General features: G+C 66.8%; 15 protein-coding genes. 8 read left to right on the forward strand and 7 right to left on the reverse strand.

Annotated features, from left to right (window positions below):
• Positions 1-2361, reverse strand: a 2361-nt coding sequence (locus E1263_RS37095; RefSeq protein ID WP_202869241.1) for a hypothetical protein, incomplete at its 3' end; no start/stop codon positions are given.
• A gap of 104 nt (positions 2362-2465) precedes the next feature.
• On the opposite strand from E1263_RS37095, the gene E1263_RS37100 reads away from it, so the two are divergent.
• The 6 genes from E1263_RS37100 (at position 2466) to E1263_RS37125 (ending at position 6672) form a co-directional block, all read left to right on the forward strand.
• Positions 2466-2675, forward strand: a complete 210-nt coding sequence (locus tag E1263_RS37100; RefSeq protein ID WP_132176176.1) for a hypothetical protein — start codon at positions 2466-2468, stop codon at positions 2673-2675.
• Positions 2641-2883, forward strand: a complete 243-nt coding sequence (locus E1263_RS37105; RefSeq protein ID WP_420323405.1) for an acyl carrier protein — start codon at positions 2641-2643, stop codon at positions 2881-2883. The genes E1263_RS37100 and E1263_RS37105 overlap by 35 nt, the downstream gene beginning before the upstream one ends.
• Positions 2880-4121: an AMP-binding protein gene (locus tag E1263_RS37110; protein ID WP_132176180.1), complete on the forward strand. Its 1242-nt coding sequence runs from the start codon at positions 2880-2882 to the stop codon at positions 4119-4121. The genes E1263_RS37105 and E1263_RS37110 overlap by 4 nt, the downstream gene beginning before the upstream one ends.
• Positions 4114-4854 carry an SDR family NAD(P)-dependent oxidoreductase gene (locus E1263_RS37115; protein ID WP_132176182.1) on the forward strand — a complete coding sequence of 247 codons (741 nt, stop codon included), beginning with the start codon at positions 4114-4116 and terminating at the stop codon, positions 4852-4854. Before E1263_RS37110 ends, E1263_RS37115 begins: the two co-directional genes overlap by 8 nt.
• A gap of 88 nt (positions 4855-4942) precedes the next feature.
• Entirely contained in the window at positions 4943-6160 is a 1218-nt protein-coding gene (locus E1263_RS37120; protein ID WP_238161881.1) for a DUF2786 domain-containing protein, read from the forward strand.
• Positions 6157-6672 carry a dTDP-4-dehydrorhamnose 3,5-epimerase family protein gene (locus E1263_RS37125; RefSeq protein ID WP_132176184.1) on the forward strand — a complete coding sequence of 172 codons (516 nt, stop codon included), beginning with the start codon at positions 6157-6159 and terminating at the stop codon, positions 6670-6672. The genes E1263_RS37120 and E1263_RS37125 overlap by 4 nt, the downstream gene beginning before the upstream one ends.
• Here E1263_RS37125 and E1263_RS37130 read toward each other — a convergent pair.
• Positions 6653-7231 (reverse strand): TetR/AcrR family transcriptional regulator, encoded by a 579-nt coding sequence (locus E1263_RS37130; RefSeq protein ID WP_132176186.1) that lies wholly within the window; start codon positions 7229-7231, stop codon positions 6653-6655. The genes E1263_RS37125 and E1263_RS37130 overlap by 20 nt on opposite strands.
• Positions 7232-7358: 127 nt before the next feature.
• Between E1263_RS37130 and E1263_RS37135 the strand changes: the two genes are divergently transcribed.
• Complete coding sequence (locus tag E1263_RS37135; RefSeq protein WP_132176188.1) at positions 7359-8849, forward strand: MFS transporter; 1491 nt, start codon at positions 7359-7361, stop codon at positions 8847-8849.
• On the opposite strand, the gene E1263_RS37140 is transcribed toward E1263_RS37135, so the two are convergent.
• The 4 genes from E1263_RS37140 to E1263_RS37155 all read right to left on the reverse strand — a co-directional run bounded on the left by E1263_RS37140 (position 8748) and on the right by E1263_RS37155 (position 14540).
• Positions 8748-9716 (reverse strand): GNAT family N-acetyltransferase, encoded by a 969-nt coding sequence (locus E1263_RS37140; RefSeq protein WP_238161882.1) that lies wholly within the window; start codon positions 9714-9716, stop codon positions 8748-8750. The genes E1263_RS37135 and E1263_RS37140 overlap by 102 nt on opposite strands.
• On the reverse strand, positions 9713-10741 hold the full coding sequence (locus E1263_RS37145; RefSeq protein WP_132176192.1) for an alpha/beta hydrolase: 1029 nt from the start codon (positions 10739-10741) through the stop codon (positions 9713-9715). Before E1263_RS37145 ends, E1263_RS37140 begins: the two co-directional genes overlap by 4 nt.
• A 19-nt stretch (positions 10742-10760) precedes the next feature.
• Positions 10761-12434: an arginine--tRNA ligase gene (argS, locus tag E1263_RS37150; RefSeq protein ID WP_132176194.1), complete on the reverse strand. Its 1674-nt coding sequence runs from the start codon at positions 12432-12434 to the stop codon at positions 10761-10763.
• 72 nt (positions 12435-12506) lie between these two features.
• Positions 12507-14540: a bifunctional glycosyltransferase/CDP-glycerol:glycerophosphate glycerophosphotransferase gene (locus tag E1263_RS37155; RefSeq protein WP_132176196.1), complete on the reverse strand. Its 2034-nt coding sequence runs from the start codon at positions 14538-14540 to the stop codon at positions 12507-12509.
• Positions 14541-14564: 24 nt separating this feature from the next.
• Between E1263_RS37155 and E1263_RS37160 the strand changes: the two genes are divergently transcribed.
• A complete protein-coding gene (locus tag E1263_RS37160; RefSeq protein ID WP_132176198.1) occupies positions 14565-15338 on the forward strand; it encodes a Fic family protein in 774 nt (257 codons plus the stop codon).
• Positions 15339-15628: 290 nt separating this feature from the next.
• On the opposite strand, the gene E1263_RS37165 is transcribed toward E1263_RS37160, so the two are convergent.
• Complete coding sequence (locus E1263_RS37165; RefSeq protein WP_132176200.1) at positions 15629-16453, reverse strand: HAD family hydrolase; 825 nt, start codon at positions 16451-16453, stop codon at positions 15629-15631.
• Between the last annotated feature and the right edge of the window lie 246 nt (positions 16454-16699).

Here is a 16699-nt window from a genome sequence, read left to right on the forward strand (position 1 = left end):
GAATGGGCTGTTGGCCGGGGGCGGCGGGTAGAGCTGGTAGACGCGGACGTTGCCTAGCTCGAAGCGGAGGTCGGTGAGGCGGTCCAGGTCTTTGGGGGGCTGGGTGACGCGGTCGTCGACGAGGAGCCACTGGACGCCGTACTTGGTGCGTAGCGTTTCCAGGAGTTCGCGGGTGGGGTTTTTGAAGACCTCGTCGTTGAGACGGAGCTTCTCTTGGTCCCAGTAGTCGCTTTGGGGCTTGCCGGGGTAGGTGTCGTCGACGCGGGTGCTGTAGGCCCAGCCCTGGACCAGGACGCGGCGTTCGGCGTAGCCGGCGATCCAGTAGGAGCCGGCGAGGCAGCGGGTGGTGCTGGGCTGGTGGCAATGCACGTTGGTGGCGATCCGGTCGTTGGCACCGGAGTTGCGCCGGATGAAGCGCGCAGCCTCGATACCGCCGGGTGCAATCGACTCGTACGCCGTCAGTGGCGGCTTGGCGAACTTGCGCACCGAGGCGAGGGTCGGGGACACCGTGGTCCCCACCAAGACGGCGACCGCGATGACAGCCCAGGTACGGCGGGACCCGCGCAGGATGAGTCCGAACAGGCCGATGCCGATCGCTGCGATCACCAGCGTGACCGCTAGCCCCTGGCCGAAGCAGTTGGTGGTAGTGCAGGAGTCGGGGGAGCGGTAGCGGCCCCAGTAGATGGCGGCCGCGCCGATCAGCAGTGCGACTGCGGCAATCCAGTACTGCTTGCGCTCCAGCGAACTCAGCCCCCAGGTGGCGAGCAGGACGCCGTACAGGAAGCCGGTGCGGACGAAGAAGAGTTGCGCGCCACCGTCGTCGTACAGGAGGGAGGCGGCGGCGATAGCTGTGAGCAGACTGACGACGAGGAACACTGGCATCGGGTCGCGTTTAGTGCGGCTCCGGATCAGCAGTGCACCGACGGCCGGCATCAGCCAGCCGATGACGACGACCGCAGCAATGACTGCAGTGCGTCCACCCAGCAGGTCGAAGGTCTGGCCTGGTTTGACGAGGATGCTGGACTGCGTGCCACGCAGTACGACGAAGTAGGTCAGCAGGTATGCCGCAGCGATGCCCAGACCGACCGCTAGCCCGCGCAGGTTGAGCCGGCCCCTCCGGACAGTCAGATAGACCCACGCAGCAGCCACACCGGCGCCGTACACAGGCAGTGTGGTTGCTTTGGTGAGTGCAAGAGCAGTGACCAGTACGGCGGCCACTACCAGCAACCGGAAGACATGCGGATAGTGCGCGCGACCGGGCTTTCGCCGCAGCAGCAACACAGTGACCGCGATGAGCGGCAGCAACAGCACTGTGGAAAACGCCTGTGGCGGATTAGTCAGCTGGCCGAGTGAGAACGGCCCATCGGCGAACACCCGGTCCGATACAGCCCAGGGCCACGCGGTGAGGTCTCCAGCCGCCACTGTCAGTCCAGCGGCGATCGGTGCGGCCACTGCGCGTCCGGTCAGCAGGACGCCCAGTGCGGCAGCGCCCGTGACGGTCAGGAGGATCCACGCGAACGGGACCATCCGGTGCGTCAGTACGTCGAGCGGGATGGTGGTGATCCAGTGCGACGAAGCGATGTGGTCGTACGCCGCCCAGTGTCCGGTCAGCCAGCGGCCATCGGCGTACGGGAGTCTCGGCGGGAAGTGGTGGGTCAGCTCGCCAGCGATGGCCAGGTTGTGCGGTGCGTCGGAGTTCGGCCGGAGTGCAGCTGGTCCGTTCAATGGGATGAGCTGTGAGCCGGTACGGACGAACCACGCAGCTGCTGCGCCCACTGCGACCATCACGCCGGCTGTTGCCCACCATGGCGTCGGTCGCGCGGATCGTGGGGCGCGGGGGAGCGCCCGGACCATGCCGACCGCGAGCGCTGGCATCAGCAGGGCAGCGAACGGCATGTTGAAGAACATCCCGGCCGGGTAGATCAGGGCCTCGACCGCCAGCCCGAACGCAGTGCCGAGCACCGCGTCCACTGTGAACCAGCCGGTCCCACCGGTCAGCCGCCGCCAGAACATGGTCCCCGGAATGGCGATCACCACGAGGAAATAGGCCAGGTACGCGATCGGCATCCAGACCGGATGCTCCTGCAATCCCACGAACCAGGCCAGCGGCAGCACCGGCAGACTCACCAGGCCGGCGGCCCGCGCGCCACGTCCAGTCAGCCGCCGCTCCCCGCGCCGCCAGAGTCGCCGCTTCGGTTTCTTCTCAGCAGGCTTCTCAACCGTCGCAGCAGTCTTCTCAACCGGAGTCGCAGCTGTCTTTTCTGCAGGCTTCTCGGCGGGCTTTCCGGCTGGAACAGCCGTCAGTTCCTGCGTGACCGCCTCTGCTGCGGTCTTCTTGTCCCCCTCGCCGGCTGCGGTCACCCGGAGAGTCTAGGCATGACACCGGAGCGCCGAGCCGTTTACCACCAGCACGATCGCCTTTACACTCAGTAACCTCCCAGCTCGCGCAGCTTTCGGGAGGTCCCATGGTCGCCCTCCACATCGCCGGCCTGCCGGTCGAAGAGGTACTGCTCGCCGCGATCGCTGCCGCGAGCCCACTGATCGCACTGATCGGCTGGGAGATCTCCAGCCGGATGAAGCGGCTCAAAGCAGCGCTCCGCCGCCCGCGCCCACCAGCTAGGCTCTGTGACCATGAGTTCGGTGGCGCGGGACAGGGTCCGGGAGTTGATGGGTGAGGTGATGACTGCCCAAGGACGGTCCTTACCGGCCGATGACAGCGCCGAGCTGCGGACGATCGGATTCCGGTCGCTGGACTTCTCCGAGCTGGCCCTCCGGGTAGAGGACGAGCTGGACGACGAGCTGAACTTCGATGCCCCTGGGCTGCGCCGGATTGCCACCATCGGCGACGTACTGGATTTCATCGAGCAACTTCAGTCAGCGTGACCACCCGACGCCGGACCACCGCACTGATCGGTGACGACAACACCGTGGTCGTCGCCGGCAAGAGCCTGACCTGGCGGACGCTGCACAAGCTTCCCCAACTGCCGTCCCCGGCCGCAGTGCTCGTCGACAACGGCGCGGATGCGCTCGCAGCGCTTCGACACCACGCAGTGCATGGCACAGAGCTACTGGTCGCCACCAGCTCGCGCGTAGACGAGTACATGCGCGAAGAGCTTGGCGAATCCGGCTTCTCGATCGTCCTGCCCGACGGCAAGGTCACACCGGCCACCTTGAAGCGTGTGGAGGAGTCGGGCCGCGCCTGGTTGCTCACCTCTGGTTCTACTGGTCGTCCGAAGCGCATCGGTCACACACTCGAGTCACTCACCACAGTGACCGCAGACCAACCTCCGCGTACCTGGCTCCTGCCCTACTCGCCCGGTACGTACGCCTGGTGGCAGGTCGTCATGATCTCCCTGACCCAGCCAGACCAGGGCCTGGTCGTCATCGAGCCGCATGAGCTGGAGGACTGGCCTCTCATCGCAGCCCGGCACGGTGTCACAGCAGCCTCCGGTACGCCGACCTTCTGGCGGCAGGCGATCTACCGTGATGCGGAGGCGCTGGCCGCCGTACCGCTGGAGCAGATCACGCTTGGCGGTGAGCCGGTCGACCAGGCGATCCTCGACCAGCTCCACGACCTCTTCCCCAAAGCGCGGATCTCCTGGATCTATGCGTCCTCAGAGGTCGGCGCATCGATCGTGGTGCACGACGGCAAGGCCGGCTTCCCGCGGGAGTGGCTGCAGCGCGCCCCTGACCCCGACAGGCCGATGCTGTCGGTGGAGGGCGACGAGTTGGTGATCCGCTCGCCGCACCACGGCGCGGGGCTGGTCGGAGCGGTCCACACCGGCGACCGCATCGAGTACGACGGCGACCGCGTGCTGATCACCGGCCGCCTCGACACCGACGAGATCAACGTCGGCGGATCGAAGGTGTCAGCCGGCGTGGTCCGCGGTGTGCTGATGGCTCACCCCGGCGTCGCCTGGGCCCGAGTGTTCGCCCGCAAAGCCCCACTGGTCGGCCGCATGGTCGCCGCCGAGGTCGTGACCAACGACTCGCTCGGTCCGATCGCCGATGTCGACCTGGTGCAGTGGTGCTCGAGCCGTCTGCCGGACTACGGCGTACCGCGGCGGATCAAGTTCCTGGACGAGATCCCGCAGAAGGAGACGCTGAAAAGCGATGTCTGAGTCCGTACCGCCCGCCTCCGTCGTACTGGTCTCGGGTGGTTCCCGCGGCCTCGGTCTGGCGATTGTCACCGACCTGCTCACCGCAGGGATCAAGGTGGCCGCTTTCGCCCGCACAGTGACCCCAGAGCTCACCGAGCTTGCCGCGAAGTACCCAGACCACCTGTACGCCGGTCCTGTCGACATCAACGACACCCCAGCCGTACAAGCGTTTGTGAAGACCGTGGAGTCGACACTCGGCCCGGTCGACGCCCTGGTGAACAACGCTGCGATCGGTCAGGACTCGCTGCACGTCCACACCAGCCCGGAGCGGCTCGAGGACATCATCCAGACCAACCTGACCGCGCCACTGCTACTCACGCGGTTCGTGCTGCGCCGGATGCTCGCCAAGGGCCTGAAGGGCCGGATCGTCAACGTCACCTCGATCTGCGCGCAACGCGGCTACCCAGGCCTGGTCGCCTACTCGGCAACCAAGGGCGGCATGGATGCGGCCACCCGCTCACTCGCACGCGAACTGGGTGGCCGTGTCCTCGCCAACGCTGTAGCGCCGGGCTTCTTCGCCTCCGAGATGTCAGCCGTGCTCGGACAGACCCAGCTGGACCAAATCGTCCGCCGTACACCGACCGGCCACCTGACCGAGCCAGAGGACGTCGTCCCCGTGGTCCGGATGCTGCTGCTGGACAACACCAACATCAACGGTCAGGTGCTGGTCATCGACGGAGCCGCATCGATCTGAGACCCTGGCGACCCTTCGGCGACAGGTTTTCCACAGGCTGCGACCGAGCGGTTTGGGTGCGCGTGCGGTCGGTGTCAGACTCGACGGCGTGAGTGACGACGAGATCCTGCGCCTGCTGCCGATGGCGGCTGCGATCGTTGCCCTGCACGACGATCGGGCCGATTCCGAACTGGCCCGTCTCGGTGGGTACGACGAACGCGACCAAGGTCAGGTGGATCGTGTCCTGCACGGCTTCCTGGCCGGCCTGCTCCGGACCACCTGGGAGCACGGCTGGACGCCGGCCGATGTCTTCCAGCACGGGCGCCGCGAGTTCACTGCGGGGGTCGAGCCGCTGTTGCTGGCCGCGATCGCTGCCGAGCACCGCGGCTATCGCGACGAGACGGTCGATCCGCGCTGGCTCGACCAGCTCCTCGACCTCGGCATCGAGCCGCCGTACGAGGAGCTTGACCTGACCGCGTGGGCCACGAGCCGGCGCACCGGGCGCTACCTCACGTTGCGCCACACACTCGAGCTGGCCGGCGTGCTGCAGTCCCTGCCGCCGTTGGCCCGGCTGATCCCACCCCCAGGCACGACGGTACGGCGGAGCGGCGACCGGGCCGTGGTCCCGGCGACCGCGAAGATGCTCTCGCGGATCCGCAGCCTGCTCGCCAAGGCGGAGGCGACCGAGTTCCCCGAAGAGGCCGAGGCGCTGTCCGGCAAGGCCCAGGAGCTGATGGCCAAGTTCGCGCTCGACCGGGCGCTGGTCGAGGCGGACCCCGCGGTCGAGATCCCCGACGACTCGTCCGCCCGGCGGATCTGGCTGGACACGCCGTACGTGTCGGCCAAGGCCCAGCTGGTCAGCTCGGTCGCCTCCGCGAACCGTTGCCGCACAGTCATGATCGAGCAGCTCGCCGTCGTCACCGTCATGGGAGTCGACCTCGATCTGCAGCTCACCGAGATCCTCGCCACATCCCTGCTGGTGCAGGCGAATCGCGCGATGCTTGTCTCCGGCAAGCACACCGGCCGGTACGGCGAATCGCGCACGAGGTCGTTCCGCCAGTCGTTCCTGATGGCTTATGCGCAGCGGATCGGTGAGCGGCTGCGGGCCGCGACCGAGGCGACCCAGGCCGCCGTGGCGGCCGAGGATGCTGATCGCCTGCTGCCGGTGCTGTCGCGCCGCGAGGAGCAGGTGGATGCCTTGTTCAGCAAGCTGTTCCCGAACACGACGACCCGGCGGACCCGGATCACCAACGGCGCCGGCTGGGAGGCCGGGCTGAGTGCCGCCGACCAGGCGCAGATCGACGCCAAACGACAGGTTCGCCGGTGAAGGTGCACGAGACCTCCATCGCGGGCCTGCTGCGGATCGAGCTTGATCTCCAGCGGAACCCCGACGGCTGGTTCGAGGAGAGCTTCCACCGGGACAAACTCGCGGCCGCCGGGATGCCGCCGTACGAGGTCGTCCAGCACAACGTCGCGTATTTCGAGAGCGCGGGAATCCTGCGCGGCGTCCACGCCGAGCCCTGGGACAAGTACTTGTCACCGTCGGCCGGCCGGGTCTTCGTGGCGATCGTCGAGCTGCCCGAGGCAAAGGTGGAGACGTTCGAGCTCGGCGTGGGTGATGCGCTGTATGTCCCGCGCGGGCTCGGCAATTCGTTCTGCACGATCGCGCCGCACACGGTCTACAACTTCCTGGTGAACGAGCCCTGGTCACCGGAGCGGATCGCGGTGAACCCGTTCGATCCGGAGCTGGCGATCGATTGGCCGGGTGAAGAGCTCAGCTTCACCGAGAAGGACGCTACGAGTCCGTCGCTGGCCGAGGTCAGGTCGCAGGGGGTCTGAGACCGCACAGCACGATGTCGAGCAGCCGCATCGCTTGCTCCGGCTCCGTGTCGCGGCCCATGTTGATCCCGCCGACCAGACGCATGACATCGTCCAGCGCGAGCTCGGCCCGGACCTCGCCGCTCGCCTTCGCCTTGTCCAGCAGCAGCTGGCCTGCCTCCACGACATTCGCCTTGCAGGACTTGAAGAACGGCGAGTCCTTGCCGAGGGCGTTCATCAGCTCGACGGCGAGCGTCTTCTTCGACAGGCCGTAGCCGACGAAACTCCGCAGCCAGGCTGCCAGCGCCTCGAACGGCGGCAGCTCGCGGTCGAAGTCGTACGCGCGATCACAGACCGACTGGATCTCGTCGACGTACACGGCCTCGAGCAGAGCGGTCCGGCTCGGGAATCGTCGGTAGAGCGTGCCGATGCCGACGCCGGCCCGCCGCGCGATCTCCTCGAGCGACGTGTCCGTGCCGTGCTCGGCGAACGTCTGCCGGGCAGCCGTCACCAGCAGGTCGTAGTTGCGGGCCGCATCCGCGCGGGTCGGCCGCGTGGTGGGCAGCGGTGTTGATGCCATCGAGCCTCCCTCGAACAAAAGTCCGCTGAGGATATCGCTTGCAAAGCGGAGGGTGCCTCCGTATGGTGAAACGGAGGCCTACTCCACTTCCTCTCACAACTGTAGCCCCCTTGGGGTAAGGAGCACTATGTCAGGCACGACCACCCGGCGACCCGGGGTTGTTCTCGCGGTCATCCTGGTCACCCAGTTGATGGTGATCCTGGATGCGACCGTGGTGAACATCGCAATGCCCAAGATCCAGCACGCCCTCGATTTCAGCCCATCCAGCCTGTCCTGGGTGCAGAACGCCTACGCCCTGGCCTTCGGCGGTCTGCTCCTGCTCGGCGCCCGTGCCGGCGACCTGCTCGGCCGCCGCCGTGTCTTCATCACCGGCGTCAGCGTCTTCACCCTCGCTTCCCTGCTCGGCGGACTCGCTCCGAACGCCGAGCTCCTGCTCACTGCGCGCGTGCTGCAGGGCGTCGGTGGCGCCATCGCAGCCCCGGCCGCACTGACCCTCATGATGCTCACCTACCGCGAAGGCCCCGAGCGGATGAAGGCGCTGGGCTACTACAGCCTGGTCTCGTCCGGTGGCGGCAGCGTCGGCCTGGTCCTCGGCGGCATGCTGACCGACTGGGCCTCGTGGCGCTGGGGTCTGTTCATCAACGTCCCGATCGGTATCGGGCTGATCATCGCCGCCCGCCTCGTCCTGACCGAGACGGAGCGGGAGACCGGCCGCTTCGACATCGCCGGTGCGCTCACGTCGACGATCGGCATCAGCTCACTCGTTTACGGCTTCATTCGCGTCGCCGAGATCGGCTGGACCGCCCCTGAGGCGCTCGCCGCGTTCAGCGCCGGTGTGGTGCTGCTGGTGGCCTTCGTGCTGATCGAGCGCCGCGTCAGCCACCCGATCGTGCCGCTGCGACTCTTCCGGTCCGCATCCCGCTCAGCGTCGTACGTGACGATGCTGTTGGTCGTCGGGACGATGATGGGGATGTTCTTCTTCCTCACCCAGTACCTGCAGGGTGTGCTGGAGCTCAGCCCGCTCGCAGCCGGCCTGGCGTTCCTGCCCATGACCGGCCTGCTCTTCGCCTCGTCCCGCGTAGTCCCGAAGATCCTCAACCGCATCGACGGCTCGCGCCTGATGCTCCTGGGCTCGGTGCTCATCACCACCGGCACGCTCTGGCTTCTGCGCCTCGACACGAACAGCAGCTACCTCGCCGACGTCGTCGGACCGATGGTGGTCTTCGGCTTCGGCGCCGGCATGCTCTTCATCCCGCTGGTCGGCCGAGCCATCGCCAACGTCGCCCCGGAGGACTCCGGCGCCGCATCCGGTCTGCTGAACGTGGTCCAGCAGGTCGGTGGCGCACTAGGCCTAGGCATCCTGGTCACCCTCTTCGGCACCGCCAACCGCAACTCCACCGGTACGACGCCCCGCGCCGTACTGACCGATGGCGTCCACGCAGCCTTCATCGGAGCCCTCGTATACGCCGCCCTGAGCCTCACGATGATCGTGATCAGCGTGAAGCCCTGGACGTGGCTAAAGCGCCCGGCTGAAGGTGATCCACTTGCTGTGGACGCCGAAGCCAAGGCCCTCGTAGAGACCGAGGGCACCAGTGGCACCGTCGGCATCCACGCCTAGCCCAGCCCGCTGAAACCCAGCCCGGGCGCTCTCGGCAAGCACCTCTGCCAGAGCGACCCGGGCCAACCCACGTCCCCGGTATTCGCGCCGCGTGCCGACCCGGCCGACATGCGCCTCCCGCACTCCGGTGGCCTCGACATCTGCGACGTACTCGTAGCCGAGCACATACGCCGCGATCGTCTCGCCCTCCAGCACCAGATACGACAGCTCCGGTCGGAACGCGCGCGTGCCGATCACCGTGGACTGCCAGCTCTGCGGATCCCGAGGAGTCGAACCCCAGTGGTCCCGGAACACCTCGTTGTGCGTCAGCCGCAGCGCCTCGTCGTACTCCCGGTCGAACGGCGCCAGCCGAAAGCCCTCCGGTACGTCGAACGCCGGCACCGGCTCGTCGAGCGGCCGCTTCATGTCCAGGAAGTAGCGCGTCTCCTCGAAGCCCAGACCGCGGAACAGCTGTACCGCACCGGCATTCGTGCTGATGGTGCTGCAGCGCACCTCACCGGGGCTGTCCGGATGGTTGGCGAGGTGCAGCTCACCGGCCCGGTGGATCAGCCACTCCATCAACGCCGTGCCAAGGCCGCGGCGCCGCCACGCCGGATGAACGGCACCCTGACCGCCCTGCCTGTCCACGTCGAAGATCGTCGTCTGCGGGTACATCTGGCCGAAGCCGACCAGTTGCCCGTCCGCCCACAGCCCGACGGTGTCACGGCTCAACTCGAGCTGCGGATTCTCCAGCTCCTCAAGTAGGTCCTCGGAGGTGTAGTGCTCGCCACCTTGGTCGACCTGCTCGCGTGCGGCCAGCAGATCGGCCCACGCTTGTACGTCGTTCTTCTCCAGCGGCCGTGCGGTGATGCCGTGGGGCCAACTCACTGGAACTGCTCGCAGAGCCAGCGCACCGCCAGCGGGTAGCGGTACTCGATGCCACCGTGCTTGCCGTCGAACAGCTCGAAGTACACCTTCTCCTCCGGTACGCCGATCGCCTGCAGACCGCGGTGGAACGCCGTGGCACCCAGATCGAGGTAGTACTCGTCGCTGCGGCCGGCGTCGATCCAGATGGCTCGCATAGAGCGCGCAGCTTCGGCGTACTGGGGTTGTTTCAGCATCTCGACCGGGTCCAGTGCCATCCAGCGCTCCCAGACCTCCGGAACCACTTCACCGAGGTCGTCGAACGGCAGCAGCACCGTCCCGTCCGGCGCCGCGGAGAACGAGGAGGCGACGCCGTAGATCTCGAAGAGATCGATGTCCTCACTCTGCAGGCGGTCTGTACGCGTCGCGGCGTCCTTGAGGAAGTTCTGGATGTCACCGTCGTACTTGTCCCGCAGTACGCGGGCGAGTCTGGGGAAGTCGCTGCGGTAGCTGACCTCGAAGCTCGCATCACCTGCATGCGTCGCCAGGGAGCCGAAAACGTCCGGCCGCATCAGAGGCATCACCATGGCGGTGTAGCCGCCGCTGGACTTACCAGTCATCGCCCGGTGGTCGCGGTCGGCAACAGTCCGGTACGACGCGTCCACCCACGGCACGATCTCGTCGCAGACGTAGGACAGGTATTGGCCGGTGCCAGGGGAGTCGAGACTCTGGCTGCCGCCGTACCGGGTCCAGGTGTCGACGAACACGACGATGGCCGGCGGTACGTCGCCGGTCGCGAACATCGCGTCCAGCAGCTCCGGGTAGGGCTGCCGGAAGGCCATGCGGTTGAAGAACATCCCAAGGTGGCCGGTGAAGCCCATGGTCACGTAGACGACCGGGTAGCGCTGGTCGGACTCGTCGTACCCGGGTGGCACGTAGACCAGCACCGGTCGCTCGTGCGGGTCTCCCAGCGGGTTCCCACGCAGCAACGCACTCTCGTACGTCCTCTGCTCCAGTCTTCCCGCCCAGTCGATCGACCATGGCAGCATCGGCAGCCCCTTCAGAGAGTCACATCGCGTCAGGTGCCGCGATGCCCAGTAAACCAAGCCCATCCTGCAACACCTGCCGGGTCGCTGCGCACAGGTTTATCCGGCTTGCTCTGGTCTCTCCCTCGCTCTTCAACACCGGACACTGCTCGTAGAACACCGACAGTGCAGCAGCCAGCTCATAGAGATAGGTACACAGCCGGTGCGGCTGCAGAGTCTCAGCAACCTGTACGACGGTGTCGTCGAAGCCCGTCAGCAGTAGCGCGAGCCGCTGCTCCACCGGGTGATCGAGAAGCGTAACCGCACCACTGGGCTCACCGGCATTGGAGAGCAGCCGAGTGAGCCGTGCGTGCGCGTACTGCAGGTACGGGCCAGTGTTGCCGCTCATGGCAACCATGCGGTCCAGGTCGAACACGTAGTCGTTGTCCCGGTCGCTGGACAGGTCGGAGTACTTGACCGCGCCGATGCCCACTGCCTGCGCGATCTCGGTCCGGTCGGCCACGCCCCGCTCTTCCAGGATCTTGTCCGCCCGCTCGACCGCCTCGTCAAGCAGCGTGGTTAGTTTGACCGTCCCACCGTCTCTGGTCTTGAACGGCTTACCGCCCGGACCGAGCACAGTCCCGAAGCTGACATGCTCTGCTGTCGTTGTTGAAGGCAACCAGCTGGCGGCCCGCGACAGCGCGAAGATCATCTCGAAATGCAGCGCCTGCCGATGGTCGACGACATACACGATCCGCTGTGCGTCCAGATCCTGCACCCGATGCCGGATCGCTGCCAGATCGGTAGCGCTGTAACCGAATCCACCATCTGACTTCCGCACGATGACAGGCAGCGGCAGTCCGTCGCGTCCGACGTACCCAGGCAGGAAAGCGCACGAGGCGCCGTCAGACTCGGTCAGTAGACCGTCCTGCTCAAGCTCCGCCACGATCACCGGCAGGTCGTCGTTGTAGGCGCTCTCGCCGACCACGTCATCCCGGGTCAGCGCAGAGCCGAGCCGCGCATAGACCTGCTCGAAGTCAGCCAGACTGACGTCCACCATGTGCTGCCAGTTCGCCCGCGTCGCCGGATCGCCGGTCTGGAGCGCGACGACCCGCAGCCGGGCCAGATCGGCGAACGCACTGTCACTGTCGAAGTGCCGCCGACTCCGCTCGTACAGCTTCTGCAGCCCTTGCAGATCAAGCGTTTCCGCGTCCAGGCCCTCTTCGAGCAACTGCTCGATCATCATCCCGTACTGCGTACCCCAGTCGCCGACGTGGTTCTGCCGAATCACCTCGTAGCCGACGTACTGCAGCACGTTGCAGACCGAGTCACCGATCACCGTCGACCGCAGGTGACCGACATGCATCTGCTTGGCGACATTCGGCTGCGAGTAGTCGACGACAACCCGCTCGCCCCGCGGCGCAAACGCCGTACGGGCGTTGACTGCGGCCGCCAGTACGTCGGACCGCACGGTCAGGTTGATGAATCCGGGCCCAGCGATCGCAGGCGGCTCACACAGGTCATCGACCTTGAGGGCGGCAACCAGGCGTGCGGCTACCTCCCGAGGCGGCTGACCGAGCTGGTTGGCCAGCCGCAGTGCCAGATTGCTCTGGTAGTGGCCGAACTCGGGTTTGGTCGCCGACCGCAGCTCAGGGTCGAGCGTCGAGCCGGAAGCATCGAAGAGTCTGGAGGAAAGCACAGACACAAGAGCGGACATGCGAAGTCCTTAAAAATGACAGACGTGAACAGGGAAGGCTGAGGTGTTCAGGCAGTCTGTCGTCGTCGCATGTCAGCCATTATGCACGAAGTACGCCGAGGGTGCTGGCGTGCGCTCCCGGAGCGGAGTCACCGCCGGTACGTCGTCCTCACCCAAGAACACCCGCCGTACGACGCGCTCGCCGGCCCGGCCGTCGTCGTACTCGCAGAAGCGTTCCCGGAACAGCTGTCGGTGCTTGGCGGCCTCTGATGCCGCGAACGCGCCACTGTGGAAGGCAGCGGCCAGTTCGTCCGCAGAGCGCGCCACCAACCCCGGTGGGAACTCGGTGAGGTCGAAGTAGGTCGCACCGGGACTGCCCTCGAGCAGCAGCACGATCGGGCGGTCCAGATTCGCGTAGTCGAAGGCGAGCGACGAGTAGTCCGTGATCAGTACGTCGGCCGCCAGCATCAGGTCGTCGACGCGCGGACCGGCGTTCACATCGAGCACCGCCGCGTCAGTGAGCCCGCCCAGGTCGTAGTGCGACTCCTCACGGGCGTCCAGCACCACCAGTTGCGAGTCATCGAACCCGAGCGAGGCTCTGATCGCCCTGACGTCCTCCAGCGTCGCTGTCAGCAGCCGGTCGTTGCGCGGGTAGCCGTACTCGAGCTCCTCGTAGTACGACGGGAAAGTGCGCTCCCAGATCTCCGAGGAGTACCGGTTGGACGACAGGTTGAAGTCCCAGCGATCCACCAGGTCCAGATCCGGGCCAGTGCTCAGTGTTTTGAGCGGTGTGCCGTGCTGAGTCTGCAGCTGGACCTGGCCAGGCCGCTTCACCACGCCCCGCGGCCAGTTGGCGTTGTTGACGAAGTACGTCGCCCGCCCGAGCAGCTTCTGGTACGCCGGTGAGCCCGCGACGACGTATTCGACGCCCTCCGGGATGTCTTCCAAGTGCTCCGGGGCGATGACCCAGACGCCGCGGACCTGCGGTGCCAGCTCAGCGGCCGTTTCGTAGATCGCTCGCGGGTTGCATGCATACCGAGTGCACCGGGAGGCGGCGTACACGGCCAGGTTCGGGTCCAGTTTGGCGCGGTGGAACAGCTTGCCAGCGCTCTTACGCGGGCTGGGGAGCTGTAGCACCTTCCCGGTCACCTTGAGCGTGGAGAACGTCGCATAGTCGTCGTAGACGAGCTGCCAGCGCCGGAACCCGCGCCTGCTGCGCTCAGCGTTGTACCCGTCCGGCTTCCACCGCTTGGCGAACGCATGCGCCGCATGGAAGAAGTCCGCGCGGTCCTCCGGCCCGATCCGCTCCGGCTTCGCCAGTACGGCGAGGATGTGGTCCAGTGACCGGTCGAAGGCGAACCGCCGCCAGCCGGCCAGTTCCGGATCGGACTGGATGAACGCGTGCACCCGGTCGTACTGGTCGAAGATGTCCCACTGCCGGCGACCGCGGGTGGCGTGGATGTTCCCGCCGGTGCGGTGCTGCCGATAGTGCACCACCACGCGGTCCAGCGTCGCGATCCGCTCCGCGGTCAGCATGGTCGAGTACGTCCACGGGGCGTCCTCGTAGAAGCCGGCGGTGAAGGCGAAGCCGTGCCGGGTGAGGAAGTCGCGCCGGCAGGCCTTGTTCCAGACCACCTCGAGGAAGGTGAGGAAGATCGGCCGCTCCGCCGCAGTGAACACTCCGGCGCCCTCCCGGGCGAACGCGTCGTGCCGCTGGTTGCCGACCACGCGGCCGTCCCAGAAGACCCGCTCGTAGTCGAACAGGACGATGTCCGGCTGCCCGGTGTCGTCGATCCGGCGGGCAATGGCCTCCAGCGAGCCCGGCCGGTAGAGGTCGTCAGCGTCGAGGAAGAGCACGTACTGCCCGCGGCACTCCTTGAGCCCGGCGTTCCGGGCCGGACCGAGCCCGACGTTCTCCTCCAGGTGCAGCACTCGCACCCGGGGGTCCGCGGCGGCGTACTCGTCCAGGATGCGGCCGGAGCCGTCCGCATCCGCGTCGTCGACCCCCAGCACCTCGAAGTCGGTGAAGGACTGGCTCAGCACCGAGTCCAGGCAGGGCCGCAACCACGCCCGGGAGGCATGGCAGGGAACCACGATGCTGAACTTGGGGACGGTGCCGAGCGCCATGCCGAGTCATCCTAGGCTGCACCTATGACAACGGATGTGTTCGAGCCCCTGGCCACTCTGGAAGGGGTCGGTTCAGCGGCACGTGCAGCGCGGGACGGGGTCGACGTACTGCTCCGGGACCGGGGGCTGCGCAAGGTGGGCGCGGACATGACCGCGGAGGCGCTGCTGCGGGGCGCTCACGCGTCAGCGGCGCTGGCTGGCAGCACTGCGACGCTGGAGGACGCGCGACAGGGGAGTGCGGACCCGTTGGTCACCGGCGCGGTCCGGATCACTGGTGAGCTGATGGGGCTCGTGTCTCAAATGGACACTGCGCCAGTACAGGTGTGGACCAGACTGCACCAGTTGGCTGGGGCCGATCTGGGCCCGGAGCCGACACTGGGCCATCTGCGGACCAGCCGGGAGCCAGTGCCCGACGACATCCCCGGACTGCCGCCGGCACCGCCCGCTGACGAGATGTGGGAGCGGCTGAGCGCGCTGGGGAAGGCGCTGAGCCGCCCGTCCAAGGCGCCGGGCCTGGTGGTCGCCGCGATCGTGCACGCCGAGCTCGCCGTACTGCGTCCTTTTCCGACCGCCAACGGTCTGGTCGCCCGAGCCGCCGAGCGAGCGATTTTGGTTGCCCGAGGCATCGACCCGGTGGCGGTCACGGTCCCGGAGCTCGGTCACTGGGAGTTGTCGGCAACCTATGCGCCGGCGCTGACCGACTATGCAGTACGAGGTTTGGTCGGGGTCCGCGATTGGTTGCTGCGGTCCTGTGAAGTCGTTGCCCTCGGAGCCGAGCGCTCCCCGCTGGCGGGCTGAACCTCGTTGTTTTACTGACCCATGCGAACGGCGCTCTCACGGGGAGAGCGCCGTCGCTGGCACGTCATTCTGGTTACCATGCGTGCACCTGTCTGCCGCCACAGGACTAGCCTGGGTCGAACTGCCCGGTTGGGATGGGCTGGTCGCCGCGTGGGTACCTGACTGCCGTGCAATCTCTACCGGATCCGAAGATCCTTTGTGCTTCCTTTGTACTCCTCGAATCCCTTCCTGTGAAGGGGATGCGCGGTGTTCATGGAGTTGAGAAGAATGAAGCAAACTTCAGCTTTGGGCTACTCCGCCGATAGTCTGCCGCGCCGCCTTGATGCCAAGAGGAAAGCTCCGGCGGCGATGCTTGCGACCAGGCTGGCGGCCAGTACGGGGCGCCGTACATCCTTGAGGCGGGAACGCTCCGTGAGGCCGACCGGTTCGTTGAAATCCAGGACCGGCCAGTCGCGGGACTGTGCGAGCCGGCGCAGGGCCTTGTCCGGGTTGACGGCGAACGGGTGCCCGACGGCGGCCAGCATCGGCTCGTCGGTGACCGAGTCGGAGTAGGCGTAGCTGCTCGCCAGGTCGTAACCCTCGGTGGCGGCCAGCGCCCGGATCGCGGTCTCTTTGTGTGGTCCGTAGGTGTATTCCGCGATCTCACCGGTGTACTTGCCGTCGGCAACTACCATCCGGGTGGCGATCACCTTGTCGGCGCCGAGCATCGCGCCGATCGGCTCGACTACCTCGGCGCCCGACGTCGAGACGATCACCACGTCGCGGCCGGCCGCGTGGTGCCGGTCGATCAGCTCGACCGCCTCTTCGAAGATCATCGGTGTCACGATGTGGTGCAGGGTGTCGGCGACGATCGCCTTCACGGTGCCGACGTCCCAGCCGGTGCACATCGCCGAGAGGTATTCGCGCATCCGCTCCATCTGGTCGTGGTCGGCGCCACCGAGCAGATAGACGAACTGGGCGTACACGCTGCGTAACACGGCTCGCCGGTTGATCAGCCCGCCGGCATAGAACGGGCGGGAGAAGGCGAGCGTGCTCGAGCGCGCGATGATGGTCTTGTCCAGATCGAAGAAGGCGGCCGATCGGGCGGTGTCAGAGGGCGATCCGGCATGCTCCATGGGTCCGAGGATAGGCACCTGGGAGAAACGCCGAGCGACCCGGGCTTTTGTGTTGGCGACTCTCCCGTTAGACTGATGAGCAGTGTGACAGTGGCACTGGTCGCAAGGGTCGGTTCGCCGGCTGCGACGCCCAGAAAACATGCGCTCGGTTGCAACAGAACTGAGATGTGTGGGATCCGGACTCGGGGGGTACATACCTCCTGACAGCTGCAGTCTGTCGCCCCCTGAACGGCCCCCGGCTCCTCC

Origin of the sequence: Kribbella antibiotica (assembly GCF_004349055.1) — a bacterium.
Taxonomy (GTDB): domain Bacteria; phylum Actinomycetota; class Actinomycetes; order Propionibacteriales; family Kribbellaceae; genus Kribbella; species Kribbella antibiotica.

Bases quoted from the DNA above. Each gene is read 5' to 3' on its own strand.
- E1263_RS37100 (WP_132176176.1), top strand. From the start codon at position 2,466: ATGGTCGCCCTCCACATCGCCGGCCTGCCGGTCGAAGAGGTACTGCTC.
- E1263_RS37115 (WP_132176182.1), top strand. From the start codon at position 4,114: ATGTCTGAGTCCGTACCGCCCGCCTCCGTCGTACTGGTCTCGGGTGGT.
- E1263_RS37130 (WP_132176186.1), bottom strand. From the start codon at position 7,231: ATGGCATCAACACCGCTGCCCACCACGCGGCCGACCCGCGCGGATGCG.
- E1263_RS37135 (WP_132176188.1), top strand. From the start codon at position 7,359: ATGTCAGGCACGACCACCCGGCGACCCGGGGTTGTTCTCGCGGTCATC.
- E1263_RS37145 (WP_132176192.1), bottom strand. From the start codon at position 10,741: ATGCTGCCATGGTCGATCGACTGGGCGGGAAGACTGGAGCAGAGGACG.
- argS (WP_132176194.1), bottom strand. From the start codon at position 12,434: ATGTCCGCTCTTGTGTCTGTGCTTTCCTCCAGACTCTTCGATGCTTCC.
- E1263_RS37155 (WP_132176196.1), bottom strand. From the start codon at position 14,540: ATGGCGCTCGGCACCGTCCCCAAGTTCAGCATCGTGGTTCCCTGCCAT.
- E1263_RS37160 (WP_132176198.1), top strand. From the start codon at position 14,565: ATGACAACGGATGTGTTCGAGCCCCTGGCCACTCTGGAAGGGGTCGGT.
- E1263_RS37165 (WP_132176200.1), bottom strand. From the start codon at position 16,453: ATGGAGCATGCCGGATCGCCCTCTGACACCGCCCGATCGGCCGCCTTC.